This window comes from Acinetobacter piscicola, from assembly GCF_015218165.1.
In the GTDB taxonomy this organism is placed as follows: Bacteria; Pseudomonadota; Gammaproteobacteria; order Pseudomonadales; family Moraxellaceae; genus Acinetobacter; species Acinetobacter piscicola_A.
The window spans coordinates 3,665,811-3,683,672 of sequence record NZ_CP048659.1; the positions used below are offsets into that span (position 1 = coordinate 3,665,811).

A 17,862-nucleotide genomic window follows, 5' to 3' on the forward strand; every position below is an offset into this window, starting at 1 on the left:
GGTGTTTTCAAACCGACTTAAAACGATTAACGTCCTGCTTCTAGGACAGCAAATAAGTCGTCAGCAATTGAAGTGCCAAATTGTGTATCAATTTCTCGAATACAAGTCGGGCTGGTGACATTAATTTCAGTGACATAATCACCAATTACATCTAAACCAACAAAAACTAAGCCTTTTTCTTTTAAAAATGGACCCACTTTTGCTGCAATTGCTTTGTCATTTTCAGTCAATGGTCGAGCTTCACCTAAACCACCTGCTGCCAAGTTACCACGCACTTCTCCATTTTGTGGAATACGTGCCAAGCAATATGGAACAGCTTCACCATTGATCATGAGAATACGTTTATCACCATCCACAATTTCAGGAATATAACGCTGTGCCATGATTGGTTGTGTACCATTATTTGTTAAAATTTCAATGGTTGAACCAATATTTACTCCATCTTGGTATAAACGGAAAATACCCATTCCCCCCATACCATCTAAAGGCTTAACAATCACATCACCATGTTCTTTTAAAAACTCGCGAATCAGACTTTGTTGTGACGTCACTAAAGTCGGCACTTGTAGCTCAGGGAACTGAGTTGCAAATAGTTTTTCGTTACAGTCACGCAGGCTTTGTGGCTTATTAATAATCCATGCACCTTCACGCTCTGCTTGTTCTAAAATATAAGTGGTATAAACAAAGTTCATATCAAATGGTGGATCTTTACGCATCAACACCACATCATAATCAGCCAAAGATTGCTTTTGTTTTTCACCCAATTCGTAATAGTGGTTGTAATCTTCAAATACTGTTAAAGGATGAATTAAGCCAAACGCTTTACCTTGATCAATATATAAATCTTGCTGTAATGCATAGCCGAGTTCATGCCCACGTCGTGATGCTGCCCATAACATTGCCATGGTTGAATCTTTTTTGAGATTTACATTTTCAATCGGGTCCATCACTACAAGTACGCGCATTTTTAAGCTCTTTTTCAATATTTAATGGTTTTAGTATAGCGGAGATTTTTCTTGCATTTATGCCATTTTCAGTAAAGCTTTGATGAATTATATTTTTAAATATTTTAAGGATAAATATGCAACAAGCCATAATTGCTTTTCATATAGACCATGAAGGTCATTGGGTGGCTGAGCTTGCTTGCGGTCATACGCAACATGTTCGTCATACGCCACCTTGGCAAAATCGTCCGTGGGTAATGAATGAACAAGGGCGAAAAGAAAAAATTGGGATGATGTTGGAGTGTAAAGCGTGTGAAGTGAAGAACACGAGTTTTACTTAAGTCATCCATAAATTACGATCATCAATGAAAAACATGCTCAGGACAATCATCTTAACAGATAGATAAAAATAGTAACATACTCTTTTATTTGAATTTTAATCTTAATATCAAAAATGAAAGATTATTAGAGAATATCTTCATCAAAACGATCTTGATCAATTTTATAAATATGAAAACTTCTTTCAATTTGTACACCAAGTCCAAATTCGATCATTAATGAAGTGAGTTTATCTCCATCTATTAACACAATGCCTGACTTCTTAGCAGAATCAATAGCTTCTTTACTAAAATTCGAAGTCGTAATAAATACACCTTTCTTTGCTACTTGATCTGCTAAAGCACCCTTAAATTGCTGAATATCAGGTCGACCGACTGTATTTTCCCACCGCTTGGCTTGAATATAGATTTTATCTAAACCTAGTCGATCTTCACTGATTACACCATCAATTCCGCCATCGTTGGTTTTACCAATCGCTTGTGCAGCATCCTGATGTGAACCTCCATAGCCCATCGCCACTAGTAAATCAACGACTAATTGTTCAAAAAAAGAAGGGTTTTTATCTTTTACCATTTGAAGTAATTCACTCTTCAAATTGGATATTAATAGTTCTGTTGTAGCTTCTATCGTCTCTTCAGGTGTTTGATTTTCTCTATATTTATTCGTTTTTAATATATAATTTTGTGAAATATCCAATTCTTCTTGTTTCTTACCAAATTTAAAATCATTAAATCCTTCAAATTGAGATAAGAAATCATTTGTTATAGATTTTAAATTTTTAAAATCAAGTGTTTTACCTAAGTTACTAATTTCACAATATGCTCTTTTGGGTTGAGAAATTAAACCCGCCTTTACAAGATAAGTTTTCGCCCATGCTACTCGATCTTTAAATATATTTTTTCCACTCGGCAAAGCTTTCAATAAAACTTCTTCAGGAAGTTCTGATCTTTCTGCCAAAATTATAGCGGCATCTGAAATTTTGATTGGTTCATCTAGTTCAGACAATAATTTCATTAATGGCAACATTAATTGATCATAAGTAGGCAGAGTCATAGATAAAAGCTAAAGTATTATTTTAATTCATTATAAGCATAAAAAAGACGCCTAAGCGTCTTTTTTTATTGAATGTTAAAGATATTCACTTGAAAGCCCTAACTGCCGCGAGCACAGCTCTTGGCATAATTTAGGCAAGAAACGTTGTTTCTTGAAAGCCCTCACTGCCGCGGGCACAGCCCTTGGCGTAAAATCAGCAAAATGCGTTGCATTTTGAAACCCTGATTTTACTCCCATTCAATCGTTGCAGGTGGTTTAGATGAAACGTCATAAACAACACGAGAAACGTCTGCAATTTCATTCATAATACGTGTAGAAATCTTGTCTACGAGGTCGTATGGAAGATGTGCAAAACGAGCCGTCATAAAGTCAACCGTTTCAACCGCACGAAGCGCGATGACCCATGCATAACGACGACCATCACCCACCACACCCACAGATTTGACAGGTTGGAATACAGCGAAAGCCTGCGCAGTTTTGTCATACCAACCGCTTGCACGAAGCTCTTGCATAAAGATGTCATCAGCTAAACGTAAAATGTCAGCATATTCTTTTTTCACTTCACCGAGGATACGAACACCTAAACCTGGACCTGGGAATGGATGACGATACAGCATCTCATGTGGCAAACCTAAAGTTGTCCCTAAACGACGTACTTCATCTTTAAACAAGTCACGGATTGGCTCAACCAATTCAAACGCTAAATCTTCTGGTAAACCACCCACGTTATGGTGTGATTTAATCACATGCGCTTTACCATTTTTAGTTGCAGCAGATTCGATCACGTCAGGGTAAATCGTGCCTTGAGCAAGGAAGTTTACGCCATCAAGTTTACGTGCTTCTTCAGCAAAAACTTCGATGAACTCACGACCGATGATTTTACGTTTTTTCTCAGGATCAACTTCACCAGCAAGTGCAGACAAGAAACGATTTTCAGCGTCGGCACGAATCACACGGATGCCCATATTTTTCGCAAACATGTCCATCACTTGTTCGCCTTCGTTCAAACGAAGTAAGCCATTATCCACAAATACACATGTCAATTGGTCGCCAATCGCTTTATGTAAAAGTGCAGCAACCACAGATGAATCCACACCACCTGAAAGACCTAGTAATACTTTTTGATCACCAATTTGCGCACGTAATTGCTCTACACGTAAGTCGATGATGTTTTCAGAATTCCAAAGGTTACGGCAACCACAAATACCATGAACGAAGTTAGACAGAATCTCTGCACCTTTGGCAGTATGTGTCACTTCAGGATGGAACTGGATCCCATAGAAACGACGATTTTCATCCGACACCATCGCAAATGGACAGCTTGGTGTGCTTGCAGTCACTTGGAATCCTTCAGGGATACGCGTTACTTTATCACCGTGGCTCATCCATACTTTCAATTGGTCTTTATTATCTTCAAGATCACCAATCAATTTGTCACGAACCTGAATATTGACTTCAGCATAGCCAAACTCATGTACATCACCTGGCTCAACTTTACCGCCAAGTTGCTCTGACATGGTTTGTAAACCATAGCAAATGCCCAATACTGGTACGCCTAAATTAAAGACGATTTCTGGTGCACGTGGACTGCCTTCTTCATGCACACTTTCAGGACCACCTGAAAGAATGATCCCGTTCGGGTTAAATGCACGAATGTCTTCTTCTGACATATCAAACGCATACATTTCAGAATAAACACCAGCTTCACGAACACGGCGTGCAATCAATTGGCTATATTGAGAACCGAAATCCAGAATGAGGATACGATCTTCAGTAATTTGAGTATTGGTCGTCATGGATATACAACTATGCAGGCAAATGGATTTAAGCGCCGTATTCTAACATTTTTCAGCGCAGGACGCACACCATTGCAGCAAATTTGCATAATTTTCCACAAATGTACTTGTGAAATATGCGAATACAACGGAGAGCCCAACTGGGTCAACAAATATATTCCATAGTTAAAAAATCTAAACTCAATCAAACAGCAATTTATATAATCACACAAATAATATTCTAATTTTTATCCAATCTAAGGTGATGTATACTGAAATAACAGGCGACTTTCACCTGGGAAATTCTTCTATGCAGCCAACTAGTAAAAGCTCTTTGTCATTTAAAGTACTTTATACAGAGTGTGGCACACAATGGTAACATTTTGATCACCAAACATGCGGACGGCTAAAAAAATTTATAAGTAGATTCTAGTAAACACTTTGAAACAGCTAGAAAAATATGAATAAAATCAACAATAAAAAAGCCCCCATCTTTCGATGAGGGCTTTTTGAATCTGGAGTGGGAAAGGAGACTCGAACTCCCGACCCCAACCTTGGCAAGGTTATGCTCTACCAACTGAGCTATTCCCGCGGAGTCTATTCGGTTTTTTAAATAAAAAACTAAATCAAAAAAATTTTGGAGCGGGAAAGGAGACTCGAACTCCCGACCCCAACCTTGGCAATAGTCACCGACATAAATTACCTTAAACTACAACAACTGTATTTAATTATATTTATTTAAAATCAAATATTTATTATAGTTTTAAAATTTAATGTCATTTTATATTATTTAAAGTCACTTAATTATGGTCACTTTTTAATTACATAATTTATAAATAATTACACACATAAAGTGATTTTCAAGGCTGTGGATAATTTTATTTATATCATTTGGTAAAATTAAATTTTTTTGAGGAATTACTTTTAAAGAATAGTAACAAATCTACTAGGTAGGAATTAAATCATCGTTTGGTGAAAACCAAGATGTATTGCATCAAATGATTAGGCGATAAATTAACAGCAAGAAGCTTTCCTAGTCAGGTGAATGAGATTCATGCACGCGTAGCTGTTTTGAATAAATTCACAGAATGAGGTCATCCTCATATCCAAGTTATCTCTTAAATTTGGATCTTTTAGGATAGGTCACCCTTTCAAACCTTTATGTAACAAAGTCGTTTTTACAGCTACGATTTCTGTTTAGCCTTTTGGCGTAAGACATATAAATATAAGTTTTCTACTTTTTCACGTGCCCATGGTGTGGTACGTAAGAATCGCAATGATGATTTAACACTTGGGTCTATGCAAAAACATCTAATTTCAATTTTACAACTTAAACCTTCAAAGCCACCATAGTAATCCAATAATTCATCCAAAATATCAGCAAGTTTTTTGCCATGTAAAGGGTCATTAGAAATGCTCATATTAGATCAACTGTCATTAGGAAAGTATGCATTATAACCTAGGTTAGGTTGAAAAATTTTCGGATTAAGTATTGTTAATGATCATCAAAGGAACACCTCCTATTAAGTCAGCACATATAACTCATTGAAGTAGGTATTTTGAGGTACAAAAATAGCTAAATTTAAAAAAGAATTGCCCCGACAATAAAACAAAATAATCCAAAAATTACCCAAATCCAGACATTTGATTTTGGTTGCTCGGTATGTGATGTATAACTCAATTGCTGTTCCTGAGCTGGATTTTTTTCGTCGCCAGCTTTTTTTATATAAGGTCGATGCTTTGAATAAGATAGACCTGTTCCTGGAATACCAACGTTAGTTCGGATTCCTTTTTTGCCAATATTTAAAGACGCACCTTTTTTGCCAATACTTGCACTGCTAATTCCTTTATGTGTTAGATTTAACTCTACTCCTGGAAGAATTTTAATTCTTTTTCGAAATCTAAAACCCATATTTTCCCCTTTATAAAACTAATTTAGTTTCTGTGTTAATTGTTTGGATACAGTGAAATAAGGTTTTGATTTAGTCGTATGACTAACTATTTGGCTTATCGAGTGAAATATCGGTATGTTTTTCACAAAGGATATTAACTTTTATACAATAAATCAAACATCAATTTATTATGTATAAGCATTTTTGAAAATACTTAATTGCATAAAGGTTTGACAAGCAGAATCCCCTAATTGAGCCAAATTTAAGAGACAACTTGGATATGAGGACGACCTCACTCTGTGAATTTATTTAAGACTACTATGCGTGCATGAATCTCATTCACCTGACTAAGAAAACTCATTGTTGTTAATTTATCACCTAATAATTTAATGCAATGCATCTTGGTTTCCACCAAACTTCGACGATGATCACCAGACCACTTTTTCCAAAGTGACCTTCCTGGCCATTTGACGGTTTTCAATAACTCATTTCTCTGTATAGAACTGAATCAATTTTTTCATCCAAGGGAATTTGAGAGAGTAAATTTTCAAGTACTTGTGAGTCACTGACATGATTTTCCATGAGTTATACTGCACGTATTTGAAGCTTTTCAACATCTATAGCAATATAGATCTTCCGCCATTGGCGACGATCTTCAAGTCCATATCTCTTGCATTTCCATTTACCATCACCTAGAAACGTCAAGCCAGTAGAGTCCACAAATAGATGCAGCCCACCGCTACTTTTTGGTAGCTAATTGCAATATCAATATGCGTTTGTCTTCTGCAAAGAGTGGAGTACGAATATCACTGATATTCGGGACAATCCAATCTATGCCGCCCAGTTTAATCAGACGTTGAACAAAGCCGACTATGCGTAAAGACAGTCGAAATAGCGATTTGATTATTAAGCAGCATTGAATAGCTATATCGGAGTAAATTTGATTTCAACCTTTTTGCCTTGTAGTTGTGCATACCACTGAGTCTTTGGATCAAACCAAATGAAATATTGCCTCGGTTAATTAAGGCTCGATTATAGGAAGACCAATTGATTTACGATAAGCTTTTAGGGGGCAGGTTTATTCATATTGAAATTATATGGCTGAATAAACCTTTATGTTAGATTTGTGCAACAAAGCCATTTCAAAATATAATTTATATAGTATATTTTAATTATCAAATCTAAAATACTTCATAATAAGTATTTCCACCAGCTTAAAATAAGCTTATGCGACACATATTGACGTTTAATGTTATTATTTTTTGATAATTAAAATTAGAATCTGTATCATCAAATAAAGTCCTAAATTTGATAAGACAATGGTTTATTTAGATTTCGCGGCATCTACTCCTCTTCTTACATCTGTGAAAATGCAATTATCATCTTCACTTAATGATGAATATGCAAATCCTTCTGCTGCCCATAAATTAGGTCGCCTCTCTGCTAAAAAGTTAGAAAATGCACGCCATATTATCTCAGAATCCATAAATGCTTATGCAAGTGAAATTATTTTCACTAGCGGTGCTTCAGAATCTAATAATTTAGCAATAAAAGGTTATGTTCTTGCTAATCAAAATAAGGGAAAACATATTATTACTAGCTCAATTGAGCATAAATGTATCTTAGCTATTTGTAACTATTTAAAGAAAGAATTTGATTATGAAATTACATATATTGCACCACAAAAAAATGGAATTATAAGAGTACAAGATATTATCTCACAGATGCGTAAAGATACTGTCTTAGTCAGTATTATGCATGTCAACAATGAATTAGGTTCTATTCAACCAATCAAAGAAGTTGGTGAAGCTTGTTTCCAACGTAATATTAAATTCCATGTCGATGCAGCACAGTCATATAAAAAAATAATCATTGATGTGGATGATTTAAATATTGATTTTCTTTCGCTATCTTCACATAAAATTTATGGACCTAAAGGCATTGGTGCCTTATATATCCGAGATATCCGAGAAACAAAAATTCATCCTATTATTCATGGTGCAGGGCAAGAATTTGGACTTCGTGGAGGTACTCTTGCAACACCTCTCATTCTTGCATTTTCTACTGCAGTGGCAGATCAGAGTCTGCCAGAACACAAATATCATTTTGAAAGTTTATCGAATTATTTAAAAGGAAAAATTTTAGATTTAGGTTGGAAACTTAATACTCCAACTGAAAATGCAATACCTCATATAATTAACTTCACGGTTCCAAACTTAAAAAGCCAATTATTTATCACAAATTCAAATTTTCTCTGTTCAAATGGTTCAGCCTGTTCATCACTTAATTTAGAAATGTCTTATGTTTTAAAAGAAATAGGTTTATCTACAGAAGAAGGTTTAGCAACTATACGCATCAGTTTAGGTTTAACAACATCAAAATCTGATATTAATGAGCTTTTAAAACAGTTAGCAAATTTAATATAAAATTTTTAAATAAATTTGGGGATACAACACTATGACACAGGACTTTATAAGTTACTTAAATTCTTTACATAATTTAACACCTGCTGGTGCAAATGCTCTAGCAGAATCACAGGTAAATACAACATATTTCAATGAAATCTACTCAGAGTTTCCTATTGTCCATCATATTTATAATTTATTAACACAAGATAAAAATAATATCATCATTATTACAGGGCATGCAGGTGATGGTAAATCAACTATTGCTTTTGACTTAATTAAGCGTTTAGATAAGAAGTTCCAACAACATACTTTCCAAAAACATGAGTATTCTGAAAAATATAACTTAAATATATTAAAAGATATGAGTGAACTAAGTCTTATTGAACGTAAGAAATGGCTTACTCAAGCATTTAATGAAAGTAATAATTGGTTAATTGTTAGTAATACAGGTCCTCTTTTGACTTCTATTTCCGAATACCTAAAATCAATTGAATTAACACAAGATATTGAGTCTGAAATCTTCAGATTACTTGATAAAGAAATTAATATCTCTGACCAATTAGAAAATTTAAATCAATTAAATCTAAGCCTTAATATTAATAATAAGAAACTTTTTATTATTAATATTGCAAAGTTAGATAATATTGAAGTTGCGCTATCAATTTTTAGAAAAATTATTCAACATAGTGCATGGGATAAATTAGTGCAAGATTACCCTCAACATGCAATTATTCAAAATTATAGTACAATTAGAAATAACCTAGAACACGTTATTCATAGTATACGTTTACTCTATTTATACCTGCTTAACTATGAAAAACGCTTAACACTGAGACAAATGCTTGCACATTTTTGTGCATCATTAACTGGAGGCTATGAACTTGATGAGACTCCTACACAACCTATCATTTTTAGTGATTTATTTTTCGGTTATCAAAATAATCTACCTTGGGAAAAAGCCTTTAAACTCCCTGCAATTCATTCATTACATCATTTGAATTTTGCAGGCTACTGTAGTTTAGAAATTGAAAAGATGATCACTAATCTTGAAAATTTTAAAAAAGTCGATCCATCATTATATAACTTTATTAGAAATTTTATTCAAAAAGACCAAGACTGTCAGACACATCAATTTAAAGCTGCTCTAAGGCGTTTAATTTTTATTTATAATTTATATCCTTCAAATTATACGAATGCTCAAGCACAATTTTTAAGCTCTCCTAATATTGAAAAATATAGTAAGTGGCGCTTAGATAATCAAAAATTCACATCTGAATATACCCGACATATTAAAAAAATGAGTTTACAAGCTTTAAATTTATTTTTTAACGGTATAAATGAAGATAAATTTCTTAATATTACATTAAAACGCGCTGATAGCTCTGTTTTCCAAATTTCACAAATTAAAATTTGTAGTTTTATGGAAAAAGAATTTATTGTTGATTATTGTACTAATAAGCAACAACCTTATTTAGCACTGAAGAAGGATAATGAAATTCGTTTAGAGCTTAGTTTACCTTTGTTAGATTATATTCAAAATATCATTAAAGGTAATATTACTGAATCTCTCACACCTATTTACAAAACACAATTAGAACGCTTCAAACTCAGTTTAATTAAATACTCTGAAATTGATTCGGAAGATGAGATTACACTTGTACGTACTTTAGCAAGTGGTGAAGTACAAGAAAATATCATTAAAATTTCATTAGATTCAAAACAAAATAAAATTTTAACTTTAGAGGATTAATTCATTGAGCACTTTAAATACATATAGTTATTTCCCTAAGGTAAATACACCATCACAAAATTCTTCTAATACTAATACCCCACCAAATATTGCTTTGGATATTTTTGGGCGTCGATTTTATGCAGACCAGACACCTACTGAATATTTATCTGAGTTTTTATTAGTTTTTAATTCAGCAAAAGTTGAGAAAGTTGAAAATACTGAGAATATTTTCGGCAAAAATAGTTTTCAAGTGAATGATCAAACTACGCATTATTGTCCATCAACACGATTGGCATTAAAGTTCTTTAGTTTTTTTAGCCAATCAAAATTAGAAACGCGTCACCCCGTACATCAAGATGAATTTTTAAAAGCACTTGAACAACTCAAAACTAGAATGAGTAATTCAATATCAGCAACTGAAAAAAATCAATTGGTACAAACCTTACAAAACTTACTTTATGGTTTCGTTGGTGTAGCGAAAAATAGAACATGGTCAACGTATAACTTTCTCCCTGTTACACCTATGCTTTTAGGTCGTGAAATCACATGGTCACATACAACTGAGCACTTTGATAATTGGGAGCAAAGTAGCAAAGAATTTTCTCAAAGTGATCATAACTTTATGGCACGTGGTGGCGAAGTTTTATTTTTACAATTGGGCTATTTATTTTCAAATATCTCAGAAAATTCGCATTTTCTTCAAGAAAAAGCTTCCTCTAAACACTATCAGCATCTTGAATTTAATTTAGAATTTTTACAGCAAAAACTTGAAAGCGAACTGCAAAAACTGTTCAAGAGCGAAACTCAATCCATTGAAAAAATTTGTGATTTTATTGAGGATGCCCTCAAAGATTATGATTTGCCTCAAGAAAAATTAGCATCTCATGCCACATTTGCAACTATACCGAAAAACTATGTATTTGAAGCCTTTCTATTTGCTAATGAGCTTTTGTCACTTTTACAGTCAAACATTAGTAAATTAGAAAAAATTGAATTATTACAATTACTTTGTGTCATGCAAGTCTTACGCTCTATCATAGCACGTTCAAGACAACTTGATATAACAGCACCAGAAACCAAAAATTTTCATGGTCATTATGCTTGGATCGCTTGTTCTCCTACGGCGACAACATCTGACCCTATTCGTAAATATGCAGAAAACTCCTATCAAAAAAGTGAAGAAATTATTTATCGTGTTTTACGTGCTGAAGGTAGAAAATATAAAATTCAAGAAAGCCAATATACAAATATTGATAAACAAAGTTTCGATGTTTTCAAAAAAATGGCAAAAACCATTGGATTTGTTATCCCAATCACAGGGGGGCATCAACGGTTTGTACTCAATGCCAATATGATTCGTCTCTTTGTATATACTCTTATTCCTGCTGGAAAACGAATTCAAATGACCGATTTTTTAGCCAGAATTCAAACCCATTTTGCTATTTCATTTTTTGGTGAGCAATTACAAGAAGCTTTGCAATGGCAATACGAGCAACCAAGCGATCCGACCACTGATATTAAGTTAACTTGGTTTGAAGAAAGCTTAAAGCAATCAGGCCTACTGATTGAATTATCAGACTCTGTTTCTATTGTAAAAAATCCTTAAATTTGAGAACAAAGATGAATAACGACTTTTTTTTAGAAAGCTATCAAAATTTTTTAGTTAATACGATTCAAGAAAATTTATTGCAAACCAATGAATTAAGAATCGTAACACAAAGTTTAATGCCTCATCAGGTTTTCACTATTTTTACCCACTTAAGTCAAGTACTTCCCTTGAGTGATCAATTTAAAAACTATTTCAAGGTCGCTCATGGACTTATTCAATATTGGGAAAATCAAGACTTAAATTCTTTAGATCAACAAGCATTTTCTGATTTAGAAAAAAATGCTTGGTTAGATTATGAAGATAAACTTACGTGGTATCGTAATCGTACTTTAAATGATGAACAAGTTAATCAATTGCTCATCCTTTTAGTCGGGCTTGATCATACGACAGACAAAGGTGGTTTATCGGATTTCTTTATTTGTGACGATGAAAAAATCTGGTTATCTTTAGATAAAAAATATCAAACTTGGTTAACAACAGCTTTTGAAAGTGTAGATATTTATGTTTCTGAATCGCAACTTCAACAGTTCAATGCAACTTTTGAAAGTATCAATCAACTAATTCCTTTAACACTCAATCAACGTAGCCAATTGCTCATGCAATGTTTTGCTGATGTTAAGGATCCAACTGAATTCAATGATATTTTTTCATATTTTTTCAAAGTACTGCCTAAAATTGGTATTCCTTACTTAAATATCGAAAATGATCTAAAAGCTTTTCAAAGCAAAAAAGGTTTGCAATATTTAAAAAGTGCTTATGAATTTATCAGCCATGCTCGTTATAAAGCAAAAGCCCGTAAAAAAAATGATTTCCAAAAAATCCACAAAAGCTTAAGTGCAGATCATTTTGAAATTCAAGACATAGAAGGAGTATCTTTAACAGAAGTAGAAGCATATTTGGCGAATGTTGAAGCTTTTATCTTTAGTGCACACCCTGAAGCAAAAGATTACCTCAAACATCTTGATCTATTACCCCTTGTAAAAGCATTAGGATTAAAAGAAGAGAAAACTTCTGAACCTAAACAAAGTATTCCACTATACCGTGGACATAGCCTTGAGGCAGTTCAAAAAGGTCTACACTTTGCTTTACAGCAATATCAAAAAAATAATGATTTTTCAGAAGTAACACAGATTAATATTGCAGTTAAACACTTCCAACATGATTTATCTGATCACAATAATTCAACACAGAATCTTGCTCATGAAGCCCTTGCCCGTATGCTCTTACATAGTGCATTAGGAGGCATTGCAGAGCAAATCAATCACCTAGATTTAGGTTTCCATGAAGTTGAACTCGTTTGCTCGCCCTTATTAACATCTGATGATCAAGATACTGTTGAATATTCTTTTAAAACCACAAACCCTGTTGTCTTATTTAAAGTCAAGATTTCAGGAGAAAAAGAGGAAGAATATGCCTTCAAATGGGCATTTTCAGAATATCAAGTTGAACGTATTCATGTCAGTTTAGCCAATATTTTACATCGTCATCTTCAATCTAACACTCCATATACTTTGCCTATATTTAGTTTACCTGAGCAAGTTTTTAAAGCGATTTATTATGCAACCGATGAGCAAGAAGCATGTCGTTTATTAAGCTTAGGTTTAAATGAAATGAAGATGCATGATGTATTTCATGACTTTTCTTTAGAAAATTATCCTGACATACATGAGCTTTGTCTGCTGTTAAAAGCCAACTATATTCAATTTATTCAAAACTATTTAGATCATGGGCGTTACTTTGCACAAACTCAATCGCACTTACTCATTACAGCCTACACGCAATTGTGTGAAAAGCTCAAAACTATCGCAACATTTGAAGCGAAAGAAATAATTGAACGTGTCTATTATGCATTCTGTTTTATTGAAAAATCTGAACGCTTAGATTTACACAATATTAATCAAGTTTTACTATCAGCATTTCATCCAAGTGTATTTGAACTCATTCAAGCACAAACTCGATTCATTAATGAAGCAATTGAGCTGAATCATCAAGAATCAGAAAATTTACCTACAACATTCACTTATGACCGCATTTGTAACCTTGCCGAAATTCAATCTCCACTCTTAGCCTTAAAACAAAAACAAGGCATTAGCACACAAGTTAAATCATTTTCATGGTTACATTTTATTGGGAGTGAGCCATCAGGTGAATTAGATTTGTCTATTCAAGCACTCTTACAAGATAATGATATTGACGAAGATGATGACGTCAAAGAAATTATCAAAAAAGTACCTGAACAAGATATTATTTATAATGTTTTAACTGATTATGCTTTAGCAAATCATCATGTGAGTAATGGTTTACGTATTTTAGCAATTAATGTTTCTAAACTATCAGTATTACTTTCAGGTTTACAGCAATATTTAAAGCAAGAAATATTAAAAGATAAAAATTCTACACCTTATTATACGGTGCACTTAACTATTTATACTGTGGGTCTATCTCAATTAAATGCTGTGAATAGCTTGCAAATTTGGCATAGTCATTTACTTGATCAGTTCAGTAAACTTGATAAAAAGTTAGATTTACGTATCCAGCATTTTATATCGCAACGTACCACGATTCAGCAACGACTATTAATTGATGCTGACAAACAATTATATCCATGGACAAGTTACGACCTTGCCTTTAATTTTGATTTTCTACAAGCACAAGCTATTGGCAAAACAGAAGCAGCACCAATCTATAAGTTTGATGCTTCAGCAAACCGTTTAAATGTCTACCCTGTTATTTATTATCCAAAACCAACCTACATACAAACCGCTGATCGTCGTCAACTTCTTCTCAGTAATCGACGAATTCAAGTTCAATCCAAGCATAGTGATTTAACTGCTCGCTTAGAAGTCACAGACCGTAAAGACTCTGAACAATTTTTTGTGATTTCAGAAACACAATATGATGAAAACTCAAAACAATTGATCGAAAAATTACATCAAATGGCGCAATGGGTGGTGAATATTGATCAATATTTTGATCATCACTTATTAAAATTACATCAAACTGAACATACCCATAAAGTCATCAGCTTTAGTTCAGGTTATGGTGCGTATGGCGAACTCAATGTGACCGTTTCTGCTGACAAAAAAGCCCATGACTTATTAACGTCACAAATCCGTCGTCATCTCTCTGCTAATATGCCATTTTTACGTGAAAGTAATTTAAAACCTCTTGTAGAAAAAATTACTACACTCAATGAAGGTCTGTCTGGTGTTGCCTCTATCAAAGCTATTTTAGGTGAATCAGAAATTATTCGTAATTTATATGGCTATGCACTCTGTATGCAAACAACATCCTGCACGGATTCAGCCATTTTTGAACAATGGATTCCTTTAGATGCCTTCCCACATTGGTTTATCGATCAAGAATACCGCCCTGATTTACTTAAAATTGCATTGCAAATTGGTGAAAATAATCAACCAATTATTCATGCAAAAATTATTGAAGCAAAAGTCGGTGCTGAAGTAGAAGCATTATTAACTAAAGCTGAAGCACAAATAGAAGCAGGATTATTACATTTAAAACAATTATTTACACCAATTCATGAAACACAAAGTAACAGTTATGATTGTCGCTATTGGTGGGGACAATTATATCGTGCGCTTGTATTGCGTACTCAACTTGATCTAGCTCAAGTCCGTTTAGATGACTTGAATATTGCGCTCGAAAAACTTTCTGAGGGTAACTACCAAATTCACTGGTCATCTGAAATTGTGATTTGTAATACTGAAACAAAACAGAATTTATCTGACACGAAAGAATTTTTCTTTACCCATGATTCACTGCATGGTAATGAAAAGAAATATCTTGTTCATCAATATTCTGCTTTGAGCTTTGAACAGGCTTTACTTAAAGGTATGGATTTGGAGTTAACGAATATCGAAGATATTCACGCGATAGTTGATACTCAACAACCTACAACAACTGAAAACATAGATGTTGTAAAACATGAAGATATTTCAACATTCAATCAAGAACAGTCACAAGATCAAACATCAAGCTCTGATTTGGAATTAACTGATTTTCAAACAATAGAAGATTCTAGGTCTTCAACGGAATTATCATCAACCTCCCCAAATACTGTAGTTGAGGACATTGATCAACCTGTACCATCGCAAAGTGTCAAACAAAATATTTGTTTTGGTACTACTGGTAAAATGTTAACACCTATCCATTGGCCTTTCCATCATAAACAATTGAATAACCGTCATATGCTGATTTTCGGTTCTTCAGGTTCAGGAAAAACATATGCTATTCAATGCATTTTATCAGAGCTTGCGCAGGTAGGCTTATCATCCTTTATTGTAGATTATACTGATGGATTCTTAACGTATCATACAGAAGAAGTGTATCGAAAAATTTGTAACCCTAAAGACTATTATGTAATTAAACACCCATTACCAATCAATCCATTTAAAATTTATAGTAATCAAATTGCGCCAGGCATTGAGATACAAGAAAAATCATTTAATGTTGCGATTCGGGTCAAAAATATTCTGAGTTCTGTTTACAAAGATCTAGGCAGTCAACAGCAGGCTATTATAGATAAAGTCCTAGAACAAGGATTAGAAAATAATCCTCAATATCAACTCACTCATTTCTTGGAAGATTTAGAAGCAGATAGTGTTCGTGGTGAGAGTGTCGCTAATAAGATTCGTACTTTAGTAAAAGTGAATTGTTTTGATACAAATGCAACAGATAATTTATATGAAGATAAACTACGAAATGAGTTTCCTGTACAAGTCATTCAATTGACCAATATTCCACTCGATTTACAACGAATCATCACTGAATTTATTCTATGGGATATTTGGGCCTATGTACAAAAGCATGGCAGTAAAGATAAACCTATGACTATTGTACTTGATGAAATGCAGAACTTAGATCATGCATCAGGTTCCCCGATTGATAAAATGCTACGTGAGGGACGTAAGTTTGGTATTAGCTTAATTCTAGCCACGCAAACCATTAGTAACTTTGATAAAGAGCAAAAAGATCGTCTTTTCCAAGCGTCAACTAAACTATTCTTTAAACCTGCAACAACTGAAGTTGATAGTTTCGCTAAACTTTTAAGCCAAGTAAGCTCCGACTATAGTGTTCATGATTGGCGTGATCGATTAAATCAACTCAAAAAAGGACAATGTTATTATTTAGGTTATGTCGAAGATCAGCATGGTCAATTAACCGAAAAAATTATTCTTACCAACATCACGGCACTTGAACAACGAGGTTTTAACCTATGAACCTCACTTACAATTTTCCTCAAACATTCAAGTTAGAACCACTTCTACTTGCTAAATTACTCATTAAAACTCATGAATGTCATATTTTACATGGCACAACACATGAAATTTCAGAGTTAACAGGCATTCCTACAGGTGCTAGTTCTGGAAAAGTCGAACCCACGATCGCCTATGGTTTTAGTAGTGGTTTGCTTCTTGCTGCAAAAACACAAGGTATTTGGACCTTAGAACTAACACCTTTAGCTGAAACTATTTTGCAAGAAGATAGCATGTTAAATGAAGATGTAAGTTTATTCATGATGCATTTAATGATGAATCGTGTTGACCTACAACAGCCACAAGAAGGTTTAAATGCCGCTTGGTTTGATGTCTGTATTTCCAGTAAATATCAAATTTCAGATACATTTAATCTTGATCAACTTGAACAATATGTAAAAGAAAAACGTGGTGATCAAAAGTATTTAACCAAGCTCCTGCGCCTCATTCTGACAAGTTATGATCAAAAAAATGTAGATACCCCTTTTTATAAAATTCCTGTATTTCAGATTGAACAAACTCAAACACAACTTGAAATCAAACGCTTAATAGCCCCTTTAGAATATAAATTTTTCCCTGCTTACAGCGCATTTCTATTCCTTGAATGGGATCGGCTCTTTTCATCACAAACACAAATTAGTTTTGATGATTTTTTAACACAAACGCGTTGGAACCTATTAATGAATTGGTCCAATAAACACTTTAATCGTTTATTAGATTGGATGGCAGAAAAAGGGTTTATTCAAGTCGATCGCTTAACAGGAAATGCGCTTATTCTCAAGTTATTTCCTACTAATCGTGTTGTAGCAGAATTTTTTAGTGAGCTTGTATAAT

At 33.7% G+C, this 17,862-nt stretch carries 11 protein-coding genes, 1 tRNA gene and 2 pseudogenes; 7 read left to right on the top strand and 7 right to left on the bottom strand.

The annotated features are described in order from the left end of the window. Positions 1 to 26: 26 nt before the first annotated feature. Positions 27 to 965: a glutathione synthase gene (gshB, locus tag G0028_RS18170; protein WP_180045516.1), complete on the bottom strand. Its 939-nt coding sequence runs from the start codon at positions 963 to 965 to the stop codon at positions 27 to 29. A 116-nt stretch (positions 966 to 1,081) separates the two neighbouring features. On the opposite strand from gshB, the gene G0028_RS18175 reads away from it, so the two are divergent. After that, the gene (locus G0028_RS18175) at positions 1,082 to 1,285 is read left to right on the top strand and encodes a DUF3565 domain-containing protein (protein WP_180045515.1); all 204 of its coding nucleotides are present in this window, start codon (positions 1,082 to 1,084) and stop codon (positions 1,283 to 1,285) included. 124 nt (positions 1,286 to 1,409) lie between these two features. Here the strand turns inward: G0028_RS18175 and G0028_RS18180 are convergent, their stop codons facing one another. The 3 genes from G0028_RS18180 to G0028_RS18190 form a co-directional block, all read right to left on the bottom strand. Continuing rightward, positions 1,410 to 2,336: a restriction endonuclease gene (locus G0028_RS18180; protein WP_180045514.1), complete on the bottom strand. Its 927-nt coding sequence runs from the start codon at positions 2,334 to 2,336 to the stop codon at positions 1,410 to 1,412. Positions 2,337 to 2,563: 227 nt separating this feature from the next. Further along, positions 2,564 to 4,132 carry a glutamine-hydrolyzing GMP synthase gene (guaA, locus tag G0028_RS18185; RefSeq protein ID WP_130072393.1) on the bottom strand — a complete coding sequence of 523 codons (1,569 nt, stop codon included), beginning with the start codon at positions 4,130 to 4,132 and terminating at the stop codon, positions 2,564 to 2,566. Between the two features lie 495 nt (positions 4,133 to 4,627). Then, positions 4,628 to 4,703, bottom strand: a tRNA-Gly gene (locus tag G0028_RS18190). A gap of 377 nt (positions 4,704 to 5,080) precedes the next feature. Here G0028_RS18190 and G0028_RS18195 point away from each other — a divergent pair. Next, positions 5,081 to 5,203, top strand: a pseudogene (locus G0028_RS18195) (IS5/IS1182 family transposase); the annotation flags it as partial. 92 nt (positions 5,204 to 5,295) lie between these two features. On the opposite strand, the gene G0028_RS18200 reads toward G0028_RS18195, so the two are convergent. From G0028_RS18200 to G0028_RS18210, 3 genes and pseudogenes are all read right to left on the bottom strand, one after another. Continuing rightward, the gene (locus G0028_RS18200) at positions 5,296 to 5,532 is read right to left on the bottom strand and encodes a VF530 family DNA-binding protein (protein WP_180045513.1); all 237 of its coding nucleotides are present in this window, start codon (positions 5,530 to 5,532) and stop codon (positions 5,296 to 5,298) included. A gap of 161 nt (positions 5,533 to 5,693) precedes the next feature. Next, positions 5,694 to 6,023 carry a DUF4236 domain-containing protein gene (locus tag G0028_RS18205; RefSeq protein WP_180045512.1) on the bottom strand — a complete coding sequence of 110 codons (330 nt, stop codon included), beginning with the start codon at positions 6,021 to 6,023 and terminating at the stop codon, positions 5,694 to 5,696. A 272-nt stretch (positions 6,024 to 6,295) separates the two neighbouring features. Continuing rightward, positions 6,296 to 7,089: pseudogene (locus G0028_RS18210) on the bottom strand (IS5 family transposase). Between the two features lie 233 nt (positions 7,090 to 7,322). Here G0028_RS18210 and G0028_RS18215 point away from each other — a divergent pair. From G0028_RS18215 to G0028_RS18235, 5 genes are read left to right on the top strand one after another with little or no spacing between them, the layout of a single operon-like run. Beyond that, positions 7,323 to 8,429: a cysteine desulfurase family protein gene (locus tag G0028_RS18215; protein ID WP_180045511.1), complete on the top strand. Its 1,107-nt coding sequence runs from the start codon at positions 7,323 to 7,325 to the stop codon at positions 8,427 to 8,429. 31 nt (positions 8,430 to 8,460) lie between these two features. After that, positions 8,461 to 10,161: a hypothetical protein gene (locus tag G0028_RS18220; protein WP_180045510.1), complete on the top strand. Its 1,701-nt coding sequence runs from the start codon at positions 8,461 to 8,463 to the stop codon at positions 10,159 to 10,161. A 4-nt stretch (positions 10,162 to 10,165) separates the two neighbouring features. Then, positions 10,166 to 11,749 (top strand): hypothetical protein, encoded by a 1,584-nt coding sequence (locus tag G0028_RS18225; RefSeq protein WP_180045509.1) that lies wholly within the window; start codon positions 10,166 to 10,168, stop codon positions 11,747 to 11,749. 14 nt (positions 11,750 to 11,763) lie between these two features. Beyond that, entirely contained in the window at positions 11,764 to 16,992 is a 5,229-nt protein-coding gene (locus G0028_RS18230; protein WP_180045508.1) for an ATP-binding protein, read from the top strand. Next, on the top strand, positions 16,989 to 17,861 hold the full coding sequence (locus G0028_RS18235) for a hypothetical protein (protein ID WP_180045507.1): 873 nt from the start codon (positions 16,989 to 16,991) through the stop codon (positions 17,859 to 17,861). Before G0028_RS18230 ends, G0028_RS18235 begins: the two co-directional genes overlap by 4 nt. The last annotated feature ends 1 nt before the right edge of the window (position 17,862 follow it).